Source organism: Bacillus oleivorans, from assembly GCF_900207585.1.
Lineage (GTDB): Bacteria > Bacillota > Bacilli > Bacillales > JC228 > Bacillus_BF > Bacillus_BF oleivorans.
The window spans coordinates 1-16,612 of record NZ_OAOP01000016.1 but is presented as its reverse complement, the minus strand read 5'-3'; the positions used below and the strand labels follow the sequence as shown (position 1 = coordinate 16,612).

At 39.8% G+C, this 16,612-nt stretch carries 15 protein-coding genes, 1 tRNA gene, 2 rRNA genes, 1 other RNA gene and 1 other annotated feature; of the genes, 15 read left to right on the top strand and 4 right to left on the bottom strand.

Going from position 1 to position 16,612, the window contains the following annotated elements:
• Positions 1 to 97, top strand: a 23S ribosomal RNA gene (locus tag CRO56_RS22110); the annotation flags it as partial.
• A 268-nt stretch (positions 98 to 365) separates the two neighbouring features.
• A 5S ribosomal RNA gene (gene rrf / locus CRO56_RS22105) occupies positions 366 to 482 on the top strand.
• Positions 483 to 1,193: 711 nt separating this feature from the next.
• Here the strand turns inward: rrf and CRO56_RS22100 are convergent.
• Positions 1,194 to 2,162: a YaaC family protein gene (locus tag CRO56_RS22100; protein ID WP_097160808.1), complete on the bottom strand. Its 969-nt coding sequence runs from the start codon at positions 2,160 to 2,162 to the stop codon at positions 1,194 to 1,196.
• 109 nt (positions 2,163 to 2,271) lie between these two features.
• Between CRO56_RS22100 and guaB the strand changes: the two genes are divergently transcribed.
• The 6 genes from guaB to CRO56_RS22070 all read left to right on the top strand — a co-directional run bounded on the left by guaB (position 2,272) and on the right by CRO56_RS22070 (position 8,834).
• Positions 2,272 to 3,735 carry an IMP dehydrogenase gene (gene guaB / locus CRO56_RS22095; RefSeq protein WP_097160807.1) on the top strand — a complete coding sequence of 488 codons (1,464 nt, stop codon included), beginning with the start codon at positions 2,272 to 2,274 and terminating at the stop codon, positions 3,733 to 3,735.
• Positions 3,736 to 3,886: 151 nt separating this feature from the next.
• Positions 3,887 to 5,203, top strand: a complete 1,317-nt coding sequence (locus tag CRO56_RS22090; protein ID WP_097160806.1) for a D-alanyl-D-alanine carboxypeptidase family protein — start codon at positions 3,887 to 3,889, stop codon at positions 5,201 to 5,203.
• Between the two features lie 157 nt (positions 5,204 to 5,360).
• Complete coding sequence (gene pdxS / locus CRO56_RS22085; RefSeq protein ID WP_097160805.1) at positions 5,361 to 6,242, top strand: pyridoxal 5'-phosphate synthase lyase subunit PdxS; 882 nt, start codon at positions 5,361 to 5,363, stop codon at positions 6,240 to 6,242.
• Positions 6,243 to 6,258: 16 nt separating this feature from the next.
• Positions 6,259 to 6,840: a pyridoxal 5'-phosphate synthase glutaminase subunit PdxT gene (pdxT, locus tag CRO56_RS22080; protein WP_097160804.1), complete on the top strand. Its 582-nt coding sequence runs from the start codon at positions 6,259 to 6,261 to the stop codon at positions 6,838 to 6,840.
• A 169-nt stretch (positions 6,841 to 7,009) separates the two neighbouring features.
• Positions 7,010 to 7,231 (top strand) — a binding site (T-box leader).
• A gap of 101 nt (positions 7,232 to 7,332) precedes the next feature.
• Positions 7,333 to 8,610 (top strand): serine--tRNA ligase, encoded by a 1,278-nt coding sequence (gene serS, locus CRO56_RS22075; protein ID WP_097160803.1) that lies wholly within the window; start codon positions 7,333 to 7,335, stop codon positions 8,608 to 8,610.
• Positions 8,611 to 8,741: 131 nt separating this feature from the next.
• A tRNA-Ser gene (locus tag CRO56_RS22070) sits at positions 8,742 to 8,834 on the top strand.
• Positions 8,835 to 8,975: 141 nt separating this feature from the next.
• Here CRO56_RS22070 and CRO56_RS22065 read toward each other — a convergent pair.
• From CRO56_RS22065 to CRO56_RS22055, 3 genes are all read right to left on the bottom strand, one after another.
• Positions 8,976 to 9,644, bottom strand: coding sequence for a deoxynucleoside kinase (locus tag CRO56_RS22065; protein ID WP_097160802.1), 669 nt, complete (start codon positions 9,642 to 9,644; stop codon positions 8,976 to 8,978).
• Positions 9,628 to 10,287 carry a deoxynucleoside kinase gene (locus CRO56_RS22060; RefSeq protein ID WP_097160801.1) on the bottom strand — a complete coding sequence of 220 codons (660 nt, stop codon included), beginning with the start codon at positions 10,285 to 10,287 and terminating at the stop codon, positions 9,628 to 9,630. Before CRO56_RS22060 ends, CRO56_RS22065 begins: the two co-directional genes overlap by 17 nt.
• A gap of 205 nt (positions 10,288 to 10,492) precedes the next feature.
• A complete protein-coding gene (locus tag CRO56_RS22055) occupies positions 10,493 to 11,776 on the bottom strand; it encodes a glycoside hydrolase family 18 protein (protein ID WP_097160800.1) in 1,284 nt (427 codons plus the stop codon).
• 262 nt (positions 11,777 to 12,038) lie between these two features.
• Between CRO56_RS22055 and tadA the strand changes: the two genes are divergently transcribed.
• The 7 genes from tadA to CRO56_RS22020 all read left to right on the top strand — a co-directional run bounded on the left by tadA (position 12,039) and on the right by CRO56_RS22020 (position 16,282).
• Positions 12,039 to 12,548 (top strand): tRNA adenosine(34) deaminase TadA, encoded by a 510-nt coding sequence (gene tadA, locus CRO56_RS22050; protein WP_097160799.1) that lies wholly within the window; start codon positions 12,039 to 12,041, stop codon positions 12,546 to 12,548.
• Positions 12,549 to 12,627: 79 nt separating this feature from the next.
• Positions 12,628 to 12,894, top strand: an RNA gene (gene ffs / locus CRO56_RS22045) — signal recognition particle sRNA large type.
• Between the two features lie 131 nt (positions 12,895 to 13,025).
• The gene (dnaX, locus tag CRO56_RS22040; RefSeq protein WP_097160798.1) at positions 13,026 to 14,738 is read left to right on the top strand and encodes a DNA polymerase III subunit gamma/tau; all 1,713 of its coding nucleotides are present in this window, start codon (positions 13,026 to 13,028) and stop codon (positions 14,736 to 14,738) included.
• A gap of 15 nt (positions 14,739 to 14,753) precedes the next feature.
• Positions 14,754 to 15,074, top strand: coding sequence for a YbaB/EbfC family nucleoid-associated protein (locus CRO56_RS22035; RefSeq protein ID WP_097160797.1), 321 nt, complete (start codon positions 14,754 to 14,756; stop codon positions 15,072 to 15,074).
• Between the two features lie 18 nt (positions 15,075 to 15,092).
• Entirely contained in the window at positions 15,093 to 15,689 is a 597-nt protein-coding gene (gene recR, locus CRO56_RS22030; protein WP_097160796.1) for a recombination mediator RecR, read from the top strand.
• Between the two features lie 23 nt (positions 15,690 to 15,712).
• Positions 15,713 to 15,934, top strand: a complete 222-nt coding sequence (locus CRO56_RS22025; RefSeq protein ID WP_097160795.1) for a YaaL family protein — start codon at positions 15,713 to 15,715, stop codon at positions 15,932 to 15,934.
• Positions 15,935 to 16,012: 78 nt separating this feature from the next.
• Positions 16,013 to 16,282, top strand: coding sequence for a pro-sigmaK processing inhibitor BofA family protein (locus CRO56_RS22020; RefSeq protein WP_097160794.1), 270 nt, complete (start codon positions 16,013 to 16,015; stop codon positions 16,280 to 16,282).
• Positions 16,283 to 16,612: the final 330 nt, after the last annotated feature.

Here is a 16,612-nt window from a genome sequence, read left to right as displayed (position 1 = left end):
GTAAGATCCCTTGAAGATGACAAGGTAGATAGGTCTGAGGTGGAAGCACGGTGACGTGTGGAGCTGACAGATACTAATCGATCGAGGACTTAACCAAAATCGAAAAGCTAAAAGAACCGCTTAAATCCGAGGATGGTGGAGCTTCTGACGGAGAAGTCCGTTCTTTGACTTCGACAGAAGAAGCGAAGCAGCCGAAGGATTTGGCTTCTGCAGCTAGACAAAACAAACATGGTGATTCGGTCCTTACAGATAATTCTTTAGTCGTTATCTAGTTTTGAGAGAACGAAGTTCTCTAAAATAGTTCTTGAAAATTTCAAGAAACCCATTATAATAGAATTTGTCTTTATTTTTTCAGCTATAACCGGTCTGGTAATGATGGCGAGAAGGTCACACCCGTTCCCATCCCGAACACGGAAGTTAAGCTTCTCAGCGCCAATGGTAGTTGGGGGCTCTCCCCCTGCGAGAGTAGGACGTTGCCAGGCACAAAACGCAACAACTTAGGATGATCAAATCCTAGGTTGTTTTTTTGTGTCCGAAAGGACACGGTAGGAAAGAAAAATAGGGTTGATTGAGGAAAAAGGATAAAGTGGAGTCCAAGGGTTTCGAGGACCAAGAAGTCCAAGGATGCAAGGGAGGGAACACCGGAGTGTACTTCGTACACGAGGATGTGACTGAGTGCAGCAGACGCCGGAATTCGCCGGTCATCGGAAGCCGCCGCAGTGCCGATGGTAGTTGGGGGCGCCCCCTGCGAGAGTAGGACGTTGCCAGGCAAAGCGGAAACAGCTTGGGATTCGATAATCCTAGGCTGTTTTTTTATAGAAAATTAAATAAAGGGCCAGTTGTTAAAAGGAATTGCCTCATTTTTTCATCATTTTTTAGAGTTTTGGGTATGAATTTTATGAAATATCGGTAATCATGACATGGTTTAATGTTTTTTTGTTAAAATAATTAGATTTCATCATTTTTTTATTTATTCTTGTTGACCGGCAGTAAAAAGGAGATTATTCAAGTGAAAATGCAAATTAACGTGCGAAAAATACCGAATAACGTGCAAAAAACCCCAATTAACGTTCGAAAATAGACGTCTAACGTGCAAAAATCTTATTTATCGTGCAAAAATATAATTAATACTCAAAACAGGTGCTGGTCTGCTCTTTCCTTTCCACCCATAATGTGTAATGTAAACCTTCTCCCTACTCGTCTCCCCTCAACGAATCCCGAATGAAATGAAAAACAAAATAAGGCCCTTTTGTAGCAGTTATGCGCAGGAATGAAGAAATTAAAGGATACTCTTCATTCGGCATCGTTTTAATTAAATCACACCACCAATCCGTTTCATAGCGGGCAATCATACTGAGGTTGTATAGGATTAAGTAATGAACCAGCATCTCCGGATAGGTTTGCAAAGTCGTTTTCTCCGTACGAATCCAATAACTCTTATCTGTAACATGAAAGCGGAAGGGTAATCTCTCATTTGTTTGCGTAAAAGCAGGCTCAGAAAACGAAAGTTGATTTTGGTTTCTAAATGGAGTAGCTTGAACTGTGGCTCCCTCAAAAAATCCCGAGATATGCTGCGTAAACCCATGAATGGATAGGTGATAGTAATCTAACAATTGTTCTCGGATTATCACTGTGTTTTCTGTATTCTCTAATTTGATAAGAGGCTGTTCACTAATGAGTTCTAGAAGATACGGTTCTAATTCTGGTATTTCATTTAGCAAATCCTGCATCGACCACTTTTCTCCCTCTAAGTGTTTCATGTGAAACATTTTCATAGACATGTGAGGAAAGAGACCGTGTTTTTGAATTTTAATTTCATCTTTTAAAAACGAATAATTTTGTTTTTTTCTTTTTCTCGCTGTAACTCCATGTGCTAACACGCTAGTAGATTCTGGATAATTTGGGTCATTCAAGAGAATACAGGCTTTTAATAAATTGATATATCCATAAAAAATTAAGGTTGGTTTGATCGAAAGATGGCTCTGTTCAGCAAGCGAATAATAGGCTTTGCCTTGTTCTAAGAAATACATGAAGCGGTAAGTATTCTCATAGCTTTTTTGGGAATCATAATTATGTTTTAAATAATGTGTTTTTAACTTTTTTTGAACGAATGCAGCAGACATAAAAATGTCCATTTGTGACCATATAGAATTGGAAATCACAATGTGTCCCCCAAATTTTTTGAATTATTGAACATATTATTACCTTCTTGACACTAGTTTGACCAATTGATAACCTACAAATAATATTTTTTTCCGGGAGGCTATAAAAATGTGGGAAGATAAGTTCGCAAAAGAGGGTCTTACGTTTGATGATGTGTTGTTAATTCCTGGGCATTCAGAAGTTTTACCAAAGGATGTTGACTTAAAAGTTCAATTGACCGATACGCTGAAACTTAATATTCCTATAATTAGCGCGGGGATGGATACTGTTACCGAAGCCGAAATGGCAATTGCGATGGCACGTCAGGGAGGCCTTGGTGTTATCCATAAAAATATGTCGATTGAGCAACAGGCAGAACAGGTTGACCGGGTAAAACGCTCTGAGAATGGGGTTATAACAGATCCTTTCTTTTTAACTCCTGAGCACCAAGTCTATGATGCTGAGCATTTGATGGGAAAATATCGGATTTCAGGTGTTCCAATTGTGAACAATTTAGAGGAACAAAAGCTTGTCGGCATTTTAACGAATCGGGATTTACGTTTTATATCGGATTATTCCTTAAAGATCAGTGATGTCATGACTAAAGAGGAGCTTGTTACTGGTCCTGTAGGAACCACGGTGGAAGAAGCAGAAAGTATCCTGCAAAAATACAAAATTGAGAAACTTCCACTTGTTGATGAAGAAGGGGTCCTTAAAGGATTGATCACAATTAAGGATATTGAAAAGGTGATAGAATTTCCAAATGCAGCAAAAGATGACCAAGGCCGTCTGTTAGTTGCAGCAGCAGTTGGAGTAACAAAGGATACTTTGAAACGTGTTGAAATGCTGGTTCAGGCTAAGGTAGATGCCATTGTTGTTGACACGGCTCATGGTCACTCCCAAGGTGTTTTAGATACTGTAAAAGAAATTAGAAGCTTATATCCTAATTTAAATATTATTGCCGGAAATGTAGCAACGGCTGAGGGAACAAAAGCATTAATTGAAGCGGGGGCTGATGTTGTAAAAGTTGGGATCGGACCAGGTTCCATTTGTACAACAAGGGTTGTTTCCGGTGTCGGTGTCCCTCAGATTACAGCTGTTTATGACAGCGCTATTGAAGCAAAAAAACATGGAAAGACTATCATTGCAGATGGCGGAATTAAATATTCTGGAGATATTGTAAAGGCACTAGCAGCAGGCGGTCACGCTGTAATGTTAGGAAGCTTGCTCGCAGGTCTTTCTGAAAGCCCTGGCGAAACGGAAATCTATCAGGGACGCCGCTTTAAAGTATACCGTGGTATGGGCTCTGTGGGAGCCATGGAAAAAGGTTCGAAGGATCGATACTTCCAAGAAGATCAGAAAAAGTTTGTTCCAGAAGGAATTGAAGGAAGAGTTCCTTATAAAGGTCCTCTAAGTGATACCATTTTCCAATTGATCGGAGGAATCCGTTCTGGAATGGGTTACTGCGGAACAAAGAATTTAGAGGAACTGCGAGAAAAGACAAAGTTTGTTAAGATAACGGGTGCTGGATTAAGAGAGAGTCATCCGCATAATGTCCAAATTACAAAAGAAGCGCCAAATTACTCTTCTTAATCATCCAGGCATAAAGACCTATTTTTCACAAACTTTTCCTTTCCCACTAGTATTTACAAGGGACAGGGTCTTAGGACTCTGTCTATTTTTTTGCTAGTAATTATGGTACACTTAACGGAGAAATTAGAAGGATGCTTTGGAGGGGAATTTTATGAAAAGAGCGAGTAAAATCACCATGATTTTTGCACTCGTATGGATGGCGCTCTTTACGTCTATATTTGGTGTTCAACATACAGCTCAAGCTGCAACCGATCCATTAGGATTAACAGCAGAAGCAGCCATTTTAATTGATGGTGAAACCGGAAAAGTATTGTATGAAAAAAATGCAGATACGGCTCTTGGTGTGGCGAGTATGTCTAAGATGCTGACAGAATACATAGTGTTAGAGGCAATCCACGACAAAAAGATTAGCTGGGAACAGGAAGTCGTTATTAATGAATATATTCATAAGCTTTCATCTGCACCTGGCCTATCTAATATAGGGTTAACACAAGGTGAAGCTTACACGGTATTAGAACTATACCAGGCAATGGCAATCCATTCTGCGAATGCGGCAACTGTAGCTTTAGCCGAGCTGATCAGCGGCAGTGAAACCAATTTTGTTAAATTGATGAATGAAAAAGCAGCTGAGTTAGGATTAGAAAACTTTAAATTTGTTAATTCAACGGGTTTGAATAACTCTAGTTTACTCGGTAACCATCCGCAGGGAACGGATGTTAATGCTGAAAACATTATGTCAGCCAGAGATACAGCTCGTTTAGCGTATCGGTTAATAACTGATTATCCAGAGGTTTTAGAAACGGCGAGTATACCGAAATTGCCGTTCAGAGATGGCCGGGAATATACGAATTTTAACTGGATGCTTCCTGGGTTAATCTATGAATATGCAGGTATGGATGGTTTAAAAACGGGTTCTACTGATTTTGCCGGATATGCGATTACAGGCACTGCGGAGCGTGATGGACGCAGATTTATTTCGGTCATTATGAAAACTGCTGAAAGAGAAACGCGTTTTTCTGAGACTGAAACCCTCTTAAACTATGGATTTTCAAACTTTAATAAAGTAGAACTAGTAGCTGAAGGCTATCAAGAAGAAGGAAAAGAGTCCATTCCGGTAGAGAAAGGAAAAGAAGATTCTGTTGAAATTGCAACTGAAACGCCAATCTCTGTAATGATACGAAATGGTGAAGAAGAACTTTACCAGCCAAAGCTTGTATTAGAAAAGGAATCACTGACAGCTCCTGTAAAAAAAGGTGAAGTGGTCGGTTATGTAACATTAGAATATACAGGCGAAGGTCCAACTGGATTTATTACACAAGAAGGTAACGAGTCTATCCAAATTCCAGTTGTTACAACTTCAGAAGTTGAAAAAGCTAATTGGTTTGTATTAATGCTAAGAGGAATTGGAGATTTCTTTAGTGGATTATTTGGATCAATCGTTGATACGATTTCCGGTTGGTTTTCATAAAATATAGGAACTCCTTCATTTTTGGGGGAGTTTTTTCATTTTTACCAACATTTTATATATCATAAATAAATAAATGAAAAAGACAAGCACTTATATAATAGTGTAAGATGAACTTATAATATCATTATCATATGAATCATTAAGGGGGCTTTCATAGATGAGAACAGGAACAGATAGAGTTAAAAGAGGAATGGCCGAAATGCAAAAGGGTGGCGTCATTATGGACGTTGTCAATGCAGAACAGGCAAGAATAGCAGAGGAAGCGGGAGCCGTTGCAGTTATGGCGTTAGAACGGGTGCCCTCAGATATTCGTGCAGCTGGAGGAGTAGCGCGGATGGCAGACCCCCGCATTGTTGAGGAAGTCATGAATGCCGTATCGATTCCAGTTATGGCTAAAGCACGAATTGGCCATATTGTTGAAGCACGTGTACTTGAAGCAATGGGTGTCGATTATATTGACGAAAGTGAAGTCCTTACGCCTGCTGATGAAGAGTATCACTTAAATAAAAAGGATTATACAGTTCCGTTTGTTTGCGGATGCCGTGATTTAGGTGAGGCAGCTCGCCGAATTGGTGAAGGTGCATCTATGTTACGGACAAAAGGTGAACCTGGAACGGGTAATATCGTAGAGGCTGTCCGCCATATTCGGAAAGTAAATGCCCAAGTTCGAAAAGTAGTAGGCATGAGTGAAGATGAACTCATGACTGAAGCTAAAAATTTAGGTGCTCCTTATGAGGTATTACTGGAAATTAAAAAACGCGGCCGTCTTCCGGTTGTTAATTTTGCTGCTGGCGGAGTTGCTACTCCTGCGGATGCAGCGCTTATGATGCAGCTTGGAGCAGATGGAGTTTTCGTTGGTTCTGGTATTTTTAAATCGGACAATCCTGCTAAATTTGCAAAAGCCATCGTAGAAGCTACTACCCACTATCAAGACTATGAGTTAATTGCAAAAATTTCAAAAGGCCTAGGGACAGCGATGAAAGGAATTGAGATTTCTACCCTCGCACCTGAAGAAAGAATGCAGGACCGCAGCCGATAAGGAGAGAATTTTCATCATGCTTACAATTGGTGTATTAGCACTGCAAGGTGCAATTGAGGAGCATATTCGGGCCATTGAATCTTGTGGGGAACGGGCAGTTCAGGTTAAAAAAGCAGAGCAGCTTGCTGAGCTGGACGGCCTGATTATTCCAGGCGGAGAAAGTACAACGATGAGAAGATTAATAGATGAATTCGAACTTATGGAACCTCTTCGCCAATTTGCAGCGTCCCGGAAACCGATGTTTGGCACATGTGCTGGCTTAATCCTCCTTGCTAAAAAGATCGTCGGATATGACCAGCCTCATCTTGGTCTGATGGATGTAACAGTGGAACGGAATTCATTTGGCCGCCAAAAAGAAAGCTTCGAAGCGGAAGTTTCCATTGTCGATGTGGCAGATGACTTCCCAGCTGTCTTTATCAGAGCGCCACATATAGTTGATGCTGGAGAAGATGTTGAAATTCTGGCGAAATATAATGACCGAATTGTTGTGGCTCGTGAAGGTCAGTATTTAGGGTGTTCCTTTCATCCTGAATTAACCGATGACCCTCGATTAACCAAATATTTTGTTGGAATGGTTGAAGAATATAAAGAAAACTAATCAATAGCGAGCCATAAGACGAGATTTAGGCGTAGTTACACTTAAAATTGGCAACTGCGCCGATTTATCATCATGCTGCCAATTTATACTTTATAAAGTATAAAAAATCTGTATAAATAGTTGAAAGCTGTTTATAATTGTAGTACATTTACTAATATTAACAAATAAGTAAAATGCGTTGATAGGAACTAGTAACATTGTTTTGTTCTAAAGAGAGCTGGTGGGTGGTGCGAACCAGTGTGCAAGTAATGTGAATCCGTCCTTGAGTGAAAAACCGAATCGATTATTCGTAGTAAGTTTTTCCGGTATCGGGCCGTTATTCGTATTAAGGTGGAAAGCTCACGAGCTTTCAACTAGGGTGGCAACGCGGGAATCAGCTCTCGTCCCTTTTATAGGGATGGGAGTTTTTTGTTTGGCTGGAAGTTTATCTTTGCTGGTCGTTTATAGCTAGGCTGCTAATTCCGATCAATTGACTTGTAGGAGGAATACAGAATGCTGGATATTAAATTTTTACGGAACAATTTTGAAGAAGTGAAGCAAAAGCTTCAAAAACGTGGAGAAGATTTAACTGATTTAGGGAAATTTGAGGAGTTGGATGGAAGAAGACGCGAACTTATTGTCGAAACCGAGCAGTTAAAAAGCAAGCGCAATGAGGTTTCCGGGCAAATCGCACAACTTAAGAAGGAAAAGCAAGATGCGGATCAGCTCATTGCAGAAATGAGAGACGTTGGAGATCGCATTAAAGGGCTGGATGAAGAATTAAGGACTGTTGAGGAAACATTAGAAAATTTACTATTATCCATCCCGAATATCCCGCATGAAAGTACACCAATTGGAGATACAGAAGATGATAATGTAGAAATCCGGAAGTGGGGAGAACCTCGTGCCTTTGAATTCGAAGCGAAACCGCATTGGGATATTGCAGCTGATTTGGATCTTTTAGATTTTGAAAGAGCAGCTAAAGTAACAGGAAGCCGATTTGTTTTCTATAAAGGATTAGGTGCCCGCCTAGAACGGGCTTTAATGAACTTCATGTTAGATTTACATGTGGAAGAACACGGATATGAAGAAGTGATCCCTCCATATATGGTCAATCGGACAAGCATGACAGGAACCGGTCAGCTGCCAAAATTTGAAGAGGATGCTTTCTTAATCGAGTGTGAGGATTATTTCTTGATTCCTACGGCGGAGGTACCGGTTACCAACTTACATCGGGATGAAATCTTGAGTGCTGACGATCTCCCAATTAATTATGCAGCGTACAGTGCATGTTTCCGCTCAGAAGCAGGGTCTGCCGGAAGAGATACACGCGGGCTTATCAGACAGCATCAATTCAATAAGGTAGAGCTTGTCAAATTTGTGAGGCCTGAGGATTCTTATGAAGAACTTGAAAAACTGACAGGTCATGCGGAGAAGGTTTTGCAATTATTAGGGCTTCCATATCGAGTTATGAGTATGTGTACCGCTGATTTAGGATTTACGGCAGCGAAAAAGTACGATATTGAAGTTTGGATCCCAAGCTATAATACGTATCGTGAAATTTCTTCTTGCAGTAACTTTGAAGCGTTCCAGGCAAGAAGAGCAAACATTCGCTTCCGCCGCGATGCCAAAGGTAAACCGGAGCATGTTCATACTTTAAATGGTTCTGGCTTAGCAATTGGAAGAACAGTTGCCGCCATTTTAGAAAATTATCAGCAGCCCGACGGATCTGTTGTGATTCCAGAAGTGCTTCGTCCATATATGAGAAATAAAGAGGTCATAAGTAAGTAAGCGAAAAAGGCTTGGGGCTATCTCAATAGTTCCAAGCCTTTGATTTTAGGGATTAGTTTTAATTTTCCCACTTCTTCTATTTAGTTGACACTGAATTTGGGGGTGTGCTATTATACTTTTTGTCGAACAATGGAGGAATACCCAAGTCTGGCTGAAGGGGTCGGTCTTGAAAACCGAGAGGCGGGTCAAACCGCGCGGGGGTTCGAATCCCTCTTCCTCCGCCATTATTTCGACTATCAATAACACGCGAATGTAATTGGAGAATAGATTGTCCGAACAGACTGTAGCCTTTTGGTTGCAGTCTAATTTTTTATGCAAAAAAAGCACCGGGAAAACGCATTTTACGCTCTCGGTGCTTTTAAGGTTTACATTTTTAAAAGATGAGCCTGTTTCATAAAATGACTAATTCTTTCAACAATGGGTTCGATGGAATCCGCATTATTAATTAAATCATAATCGTTTATGTTAATACGAAGAACGGGACAAGCATTAAAGCTATTAATCCAATTTTCATAACGTTTATACATTTCTTCCCAATATTCGATCGGCGTTTGCTGCTCCATTGGACGTCCGCGCTCACGAATGCGTTCCACTACGTCTTCGAAAGATCCTTCTAGATATAAAAGTACATCAGGATGAGGAAAATAGGGCGTCATAACCATGGCATCAAATAAACTTTTATAGGTTTCATAATCCACTTCATTCATCGTGCCCTTTTCATAATGCATGCGAGCAAAAATACCAGTATCCTCATAAATGGAACGGTCTTGGACAAATCCGCCTCCGTATTCAAATATTCTTTTTTGTTCCTTAAAACGTTCGGCTAAGAAATAGATTTGCAAATGGAAGCTCCATCTTTCAAAGTCTGCGTAAAACTTATCTAAATATGGATTAGAATCTACCTTCTCGAAGGAGGTTTTATATCCAAGAGCATCCGCTAATGCTTTTGTCATGGTGGATTTACCAACGCCTACTGTTCCCGCAATTGTTATAACTCCATTTCTCGGGATTCCGTACTTATCTCGCAGGTTCATGTTTGATTACTCCTTCATCTAATATCATTTGTAGTTTGGATAAAATAAGGTTTAAATCTTCTTTGTTTTTAACGAAATCCAATTCATCTCCGTTAATTCGGATAACAGGGATTTTAGGATGCTGTTTCTGGAATTGATCCATAAATTTTTCGTAATCGATGGATAGCTGCTCTAAATAAAGAGGACTGATATTTTTTTCAATATCTCTGCCTCTCACCTGAATCCTGCTGAGCAATGTATCTAAACTTGCATGAAGATAGATCACTACATTGGGGCTAGGCATGTCACTTGTTAAGATTTGATAAATCTTTTCGTACTTTTGAAATTGTTCTGGTTTTAATGTTCTCATCGCAAAGATCATATTTTTAAAAATATGGTAATCAGCTACAACAGGGATTTGATGATTTAAATAGCGTGTTTTGATATCCTCTAACTGTTTGTAACGATTGCACAAAAAGAACATTTCAGTCTGAAAACTCCACTCTTCAATGTTTTCATAGAATTTTCCCAGGAATGGGTTTTCGTCGACAATTTCCTTTAATAATTGGTGGGAAAAGTGTTCGGAAATGGCTTTTGCAAGCGAGGTTTTCCCAACACCAATCGGGCCTTCAACGGTAATAAAGGGTGTGGCGGAATAAACCACTGGAGAGTCCCTCCTTTAAGAAAAAAATCATAAAAAAGTATATAAGTTCAATTACTGATTTCAAAAGAACATAGGATATATTTTACCATAACCAGAATTAGTATTTAGAGTGAAATCGATTTATTTTTATTTGTTTAGATAAATTTTTGAAAAAAAAAGCAGAACTTATTATGTAAAGTTCTGCACTTATTTTAGGGTTACCTTGCTATTTCTTTGTTACATTAAAGTTTTGTACAATGAGCAGCCAGTTTTGAGGGAATTCAAGTCCGAGTTTCCAGTAGCTCATTCCTCTTAAATTCAGTTCTTTAATTAAATTAAACTTGGCCTGAATCGAGCGGGCATCTTCAAACCAAATAATATGATTTTTCCCCTCTGCATCCCGATATTCAATAAAAGGGGCCTGATCCTCATAATCGTATTGAATCGCTACATTGTGCTGGACGGCCCTTTCAATTGCTTCCTGAGGGCTCACTGCTTCGGCAATTGTCCCTTCTTGATAAGGAAGAGTCCAATCATATCCATACAAATTTTGCCCCATTAAGATTTTCTGTGAAGGCATTTCTGTAATCGCATATTCGAGCACTTCCCGAACAGGTCCGATTGGGGAGACCGGCATTGCCGGGCCACCGCTGTATCCCCATTCATAGGTCATAATCACAACAAAGTCCACTATTTCCCCATGTGCTTTGTAATCGTGAGCTTCATACCATAAACCCACTTGTGTTGCACTTGTCTTTGGGGCTAGGGCAGTCGAGATAAACCAGCCTTCCTGTTTAAACCGATCTCTCGCTTTCCGCAAAAAGTTATTATACGCTTCACGGTCAGCTGGACGTAAGAACTCAAAATCAAAATGAATATCACGAAAGCCGTATCTTCTTGCTGTTTGGACAATATTATTGAGAAATCGATTTTGAACATTCATGTCATTTAAAAGAATACGACCGAGCTCGTCACTAAATTGATCCTGTTCTTTATTAGTGATTACCATTACTGCGACAACCTCGTTTTGATTAGATATCTGAATGAAATTATCAAGAGGAGGCTCTTTTAAGCCTCCATCCCGGAGTGCTTCAAAACTAAAAGGGGCTAAATAAGTTAAATAAGGAGCTGCTTCCCGGGCGCTTGCCTCAAGTGCGGGAGATACACTTTCCCCGCGCGGTTCGATATAGGCATTAAATTCAGCATTCGTTTTAGGGGGATCAGGTAAATAAAGTCTCATTCCGATTTGTAATGGCTGATTAACATTAATGCGGTTAATCGCAGCTATTTGCTGGTAGGGCACATTAAATTTGCGGCCAATTGAATACAGGGTATCACCTGCCTGAACCCAATAAAACCTCCCGACAATTGGGATTACAAGCGTTTGTCCAACGACTAACCGGTCTGGATTAGGAAGCTCATTTGCTTCAATTATATCCTCTGCCGTCGTATTATAAGCTTGTGCAATCCCATATAAAGACTGGTTTTGCTGAACAACATGAATTTGCAACAGGAACTCCTCCTCATTTTTCGACTAAGGACTCTTGCCTTTCACTTTCGTTATAAAAATTCTTGTAGTATCGTATTGTATAAACCTCTCTCTTCAAGATGCTTTAGGTATGGTATAGATAGATTAGACAAATTACTTCACCATCACTACTATATGAGTCAGAATTTGAAGAGATTCGAGAAAGATAAGCTGAAATTAATTTTAATAAAAAGGTTATAATGAAATCCGAACATAGCTAATAAAATAATTAAGGACGTTTTGTATGAACCGGGAACAATTTTTTATGAGTATAGCAATTGAAGAGGCGAAAAAAGCAAAAGAAATAGGTGAGGTTCCGATTGGTGCGGTACTAGTATTACATGATCAGGTCATTGCAAAAGGCCATAACCGCCGCGAAACCAGCCAGAATGCGTTAGCCCACGCGGAAATTATCGTGATTGATGAGGCTTGTAAAAGGTTAGGGACATGGAGGCTTGAGGATTGTGAACTGTATGTGACCTTAGAGCCTTGCCCTATGTGCGCAGGAGCGGTAGTCATGTCACGGGTTAAAAAAGTCATTTATGGTGCTAGAGATCCAAAAGCCGGATGTGCTGGCACATTTATGAATCTCCTTCAGGATGAAAGGTTTAACCATCAGTGTGAGGTTTTGGAAGGAGTACTGGCCCATGAATGTGGATTGCTCCTGACTGACTTCTTTCGGGTATTACGGCAGCAAAAGAAGGAAGAGAAACTTCGTAAGATGCGCGAATTGGGTGGAATTGACAACGTATAACCATTGCAATTTTACGTAAATCTTTGTATACTTGTAATGCGTCTCCAAAGACGCCTTACTATTTTTGGTAGCAATTTTGCCGTGCTAAGTGGGGAGGTAGCGGTGCCCTATACCCGCAATCCGCTCTAGCGGGACCGAATTCCTTTCCTGAGGCTGTCTATTTGTAGGGTCTGCCTCAAGTAAGTGGTGTTGACGTTTGGGTCCTACGCAATGAGAATCCATGAATCATGTCAGGTCCGGAAGGAAGCAGCATTAAGTGGAACCTCTCATGTGCCGTAGGGTTGCCTGAACTGAGCTAACTGCTTGGGTAACGCCTATGAGTAGCAGTCGACGGATAGGTGCACGGCATTCACTTACATAGAAAAACACCCTTTTGAGGGTGTTTTTTTGTATATACAAAACTATACGATATGTTGATGAATCCGCAAGGGGTTTCATGTATAATAAAACAGAGTGTGTAAGCAAAGGGGCGATACCGTGAGTTACCAAGCATTATACCGAGTCTTTAGACCTCAAACTTTCCAGGATGTAGTGGGACAAGAGCATGTGACCAGAACATTACAAAACGCCCTTCTACAAAATAAAATTTCACATGCGTATTTGTTTTCTGGTCCAAGAGGAACAGGTAAAACAAGTGCGGCTAAGATATTGGCGAAGGCTGTTAACTGTGAGAACGGACCAAGCAAAGAGCCTTGTAATGAATGCGCGGCCTGTCTTGGAATTATGGATGGTTCTATTCAAGACGTAATTGAAATAGATGCAGCCTCCAATAACGGAGTAGAAGAAATTCGGGATATACGGGATAAAGTCAAGTATGCGCCAAGTTCAGTTTCGTATAAGGTTTATATCATTGATGAGGTACATATGTTATCTGTAGGGGCCTTTAATGCACTTTTAAAAACCCTTGAAGAGCCGCCTCAGCATGTTATTTTTATTTTAGCCACTACCGAATCACATAAAATTCCTGCCACAGTCATTTCCCGATGCCAAAGATTTGATTTTAAGCGAATTACGATTGAAGATATTGTAGGGCGGATGAAGTTTGTCTTAAATGAAACAGGCATGAACTATGATCCGCTTGCCTTGCCTATTATTGCAAGAGCGGCAGAAGGCGGCTTGCGGGATGCACTTAGCCTTCTTGATCAAGCAATTTCCTACAGTGATGATCGTTTAAGAGTCGAGGATGCTTTATCTGTAACAGGTTCTGTTTCACAGGAACTTTTTGAGAGTATTACAGAGGAAGTAATCGAACAAAATACTTCGGCTGTCTTAGAACTTCTTGAAAAGCTTTTAGAAAATGGAAAAGATCCTGTGCGCTTTATTGAGGATTACCTTCTCTTTTTAAGAGATCTCCTTTTATATCAAGCTGCTCCGGATATTAGTGACATTTTTAAAACCATCGTTGTGTCTGATTCATTTAAACAAATGGCTGAACATATAAGCTCAGAAAACATCTACGAAATGATTCATATTTTAAACCAGGCACATCAGGATATGAAATGGACGAACCATCCGAGAGTGTATACAGAAGTAGCATTGATTAAGCTCTGCCAATTAAAAAAATCGGCAAGCATCAATGCGACAAATTCCATCCCTTCCTGGGCAGAAGAATTTACCAGCCAAATCTCACAATTAAAACGTGAGCTAGAGATGCTTAAGGCAAATGGAATTCAAATTACAAAAGAGCAGGGGCAAGCTGATTCGCCGAAAAGTAAACGGTCAGCCCGAACCAAAAGTACCTCTGTTCACATACCGACCGGCAGAATTATGGATATATTAAAAAATGCAACTAAAACCGACATTCAAAAGTTAAAAAGTTCTTGGGGAGAGTTAATTGAATATTTGGGGAACCAACAAAAACGATCCCAAGCTGCATTGCTGAATGATGCCGAACCAGTTGCTGCCTCCTCGAACGCTTTTGTGCTAAAATTTAAATATGAAATTCATTGTAAGATGGCAATGGATAATCCTGATTTTTCTTCAACGATTCGTGCGGTATTGAATAAACTGACAGGAAATGACTATGAACTTATCGGTGTACCAGAAGAAGAATGGTTATCCATTCGAGAAAGTTTTATAAGAAAACAAAAAGAAGAAGGTCATGAAGTCGAGGAAGATACGCAAGAAGATCCGCTCGTAGCGGAAGCAAAACGATTATTTGGAGAAGAAATTATTGAAATAAAAGATTAATGGAGGGTAAACATCATGCGTGGAATGGGTAATATGCAAAATATGATGAAACAAATGCAAAAAATGCAGAAAAAAATGCAACAAGCACAGGAAGAACTAGGCGAAAAACGATTAGAAGGAACAGCTGGCGGAGGTATGGTAACCGTGGTTGTGTCCGGGCATAAAGAAGTTCTTGAGGTTAAAATCAAAGAAGAGGTCGTTGATCCTGAGGATATAGAGATGCTGCAGGATCTTGTGTTAGCTGCTGTGAACGATGCTATGAAAAAAGCAGATGAATTAGCAAATTCAACAATGGGACAATTTACGAAAGGTTTAAATCTTCCGGGAATGTTCTAATCTGAGGAGAATTCTTACATGCACTATCCAGAACCAATTTCTAAACTGATTGATAGTTTTATGAAATTGCCAGGTATCGGACCAAAGACGGCCGCTCGTCTGGCTTTTTTTGTCCTAAATATGAAAGAAGACAGCGTATTAGACTTCGCAAAGGCACTAGTTGATGCCAAAAGAAAATTAACTCATTGTTCTGTTTGCGGTCATATAACAGACCAAGATCCTTGCTACATATGCAGTGACCAACGTCGTGATCAAAGTGTGGTTTGTGTGGTCCAAGAGGCAAAAGATGTAATAGCAATGGAAAAAATGAAAGAGTACAATGGTCAGTATCATGTTCTCCACGGTGCAATTTCGCCAATGGACGGAATTGGACCAGATGATATAAACGTGGCTTCACTCTTGCGAAGACTTCAGGATGAAACGATTCAAGAGGTGATTCTCGCTACAAACCCAAATATTGAAGGGGAAGCGACTGCTATGTATATTTCTCGGCTATTAAAACCAACTGGCATCCGAGTTACCCGGATTGCACATGGTCTCCCGGTTGGGGGAGATTTGGAGTATGCTGATGAAGTAACACTTTCACGAGCATTAGAAGGAAGAAGAGAAATTTAAGATTAAGTGTGGGGGAAATTTTTATGCTACTTCGCCGAAGAGGCTGGTTAAAAAAGGAGTATGATCAAAAGCTTATAGTTGAGTTAAATGAAGCGAAAACGACATGGGAACAACAAAAGACATTGATTCATAAAAGCTTTGATCCGAGTGCTGAATTAATTGAACAAGTTAAAACTGCAGAAGCCATTTATTTTTCTTTAATAAATGAGGCAAAAAATAGGAAGGTCCGTATTCGCAGCCGTTAATTCAAAAAAAATCATGTTCTACATTTTACAGTTGCATCATACTCTCTAGTACAAGCTTTTTACGAGGGAGATGGTGGCGTGGACTCGGTTTGGATTATCGCAGGGGCTGTAATCCTTATTATATTACTCCTCTTTACAGGTGCTTCGATAAAGCCTCTTAGATATATTGGAAATGGGCTCATCAAAATATTAATAGGCGCATTATTATTATTCTTTCTTAATGCAATAGGCGGACAATTTGGGATTCACGTACCGATTAATATAGTTACATCTGTATTGTCAGGTTTCTTAGGAGTCCCAGGTGTTGTAGCATTAGCAGCCATTGATATATGGGTACTGCCTGTTTAGGTAAAAAACGCTGATCCTAATTGGATCAGTTTTTTTAATATATAGTGTTGACAATACTGACTGAAGGATGTTATCATAGCATTCGTCCTTAAGAAAAGGACAACTTAAACAAAAAATAATTAAAAAAATTGTTGACTTAATTCGGCGATATGTGATATATTAATAAAGTCGCTGTTTTGAGGCGAAGCACTAAAAAACATTGAACTTTATGAGTTTATGGAAAAGTTCATTGGTCTTGTTCCTTGAAAACTGAACAAAGAAAAGCGTCAACGTTAATTCTATTTTTTTAAGAGCTATATCAAACACTTTTATGGAGAGTTTGATCCTGGC

Excerpts from the sequence above, each read along its gene's own strand:
- pdxS (WP_097160805.1), top strand. The coding sequence starts at position 5,361 with ATGAGAACAGGAACAGATAGAGTTAAAAGAGGAATGGCCGAAATGCAA.
- tadA (WP_097160799.1), top strand. The coding sequence starts at position 12,039 with ATGAACCGGGAACAATTTTTTATGAGTATAGCAATTGAAGAGGCGAAA.
- serS (WP_097160803.1), top strand. The coding sequence starts at position 7,333 with ATGCTGGATATTAAATTTTTACGGAACAATTTTGAAGAAGTGAAGCAA.
- recR (WP_097160796.1), top strand. The coding sequence starts at position 15,093 with ATGCACTATCCAGAACCAATTTCTAAACTGATTGATAGTTTTATGAAA.
- guaB (WP_097160807.1), top strand. The coding sequence starts at position 2,272 with ATGTGGGAAGATAAGTTCGCAAAAGAGGGTCTTACGTTTGATGATGTG.
- CRO56_RS22035 (WP_097160797.1), top strand. The coding sequence starts at position 14,754 with ATGCGTGGAATGGGTAATATGCAAAATATGATGAAACAAATGCAAAAA.
- pdxT (WP_097160804.1), top strand. The coding sequence starts at position 6,259 with ATGCTTACAATTGGTGTATTAGCACTGCAAGGTGCAATTGAGGAGCAT.
- CRO56_RS22065 (WP_097160802.1), bottom strand. The coding sequence starts at position 9,644 with ATGAACCTGCGAGATAAGTACGGAATCCCGAGAAATGGAGTTATAACA.
- CRO56_RS22090 (WP_097160806.1), top strand. The coding sequence starts at position 3,887 with ATGAAAAGAGCGAGTAAAATCACCATGATTTTTGCACTCGTATGGATG.
- CRO56_RS22025 (WP_097160795.1), top strand. The coding sequence starts at position 15,713 with ATGCTACTTCGCCGAAGAGGCTGGTTAAAAAAGGAGTATGATCAAAAG.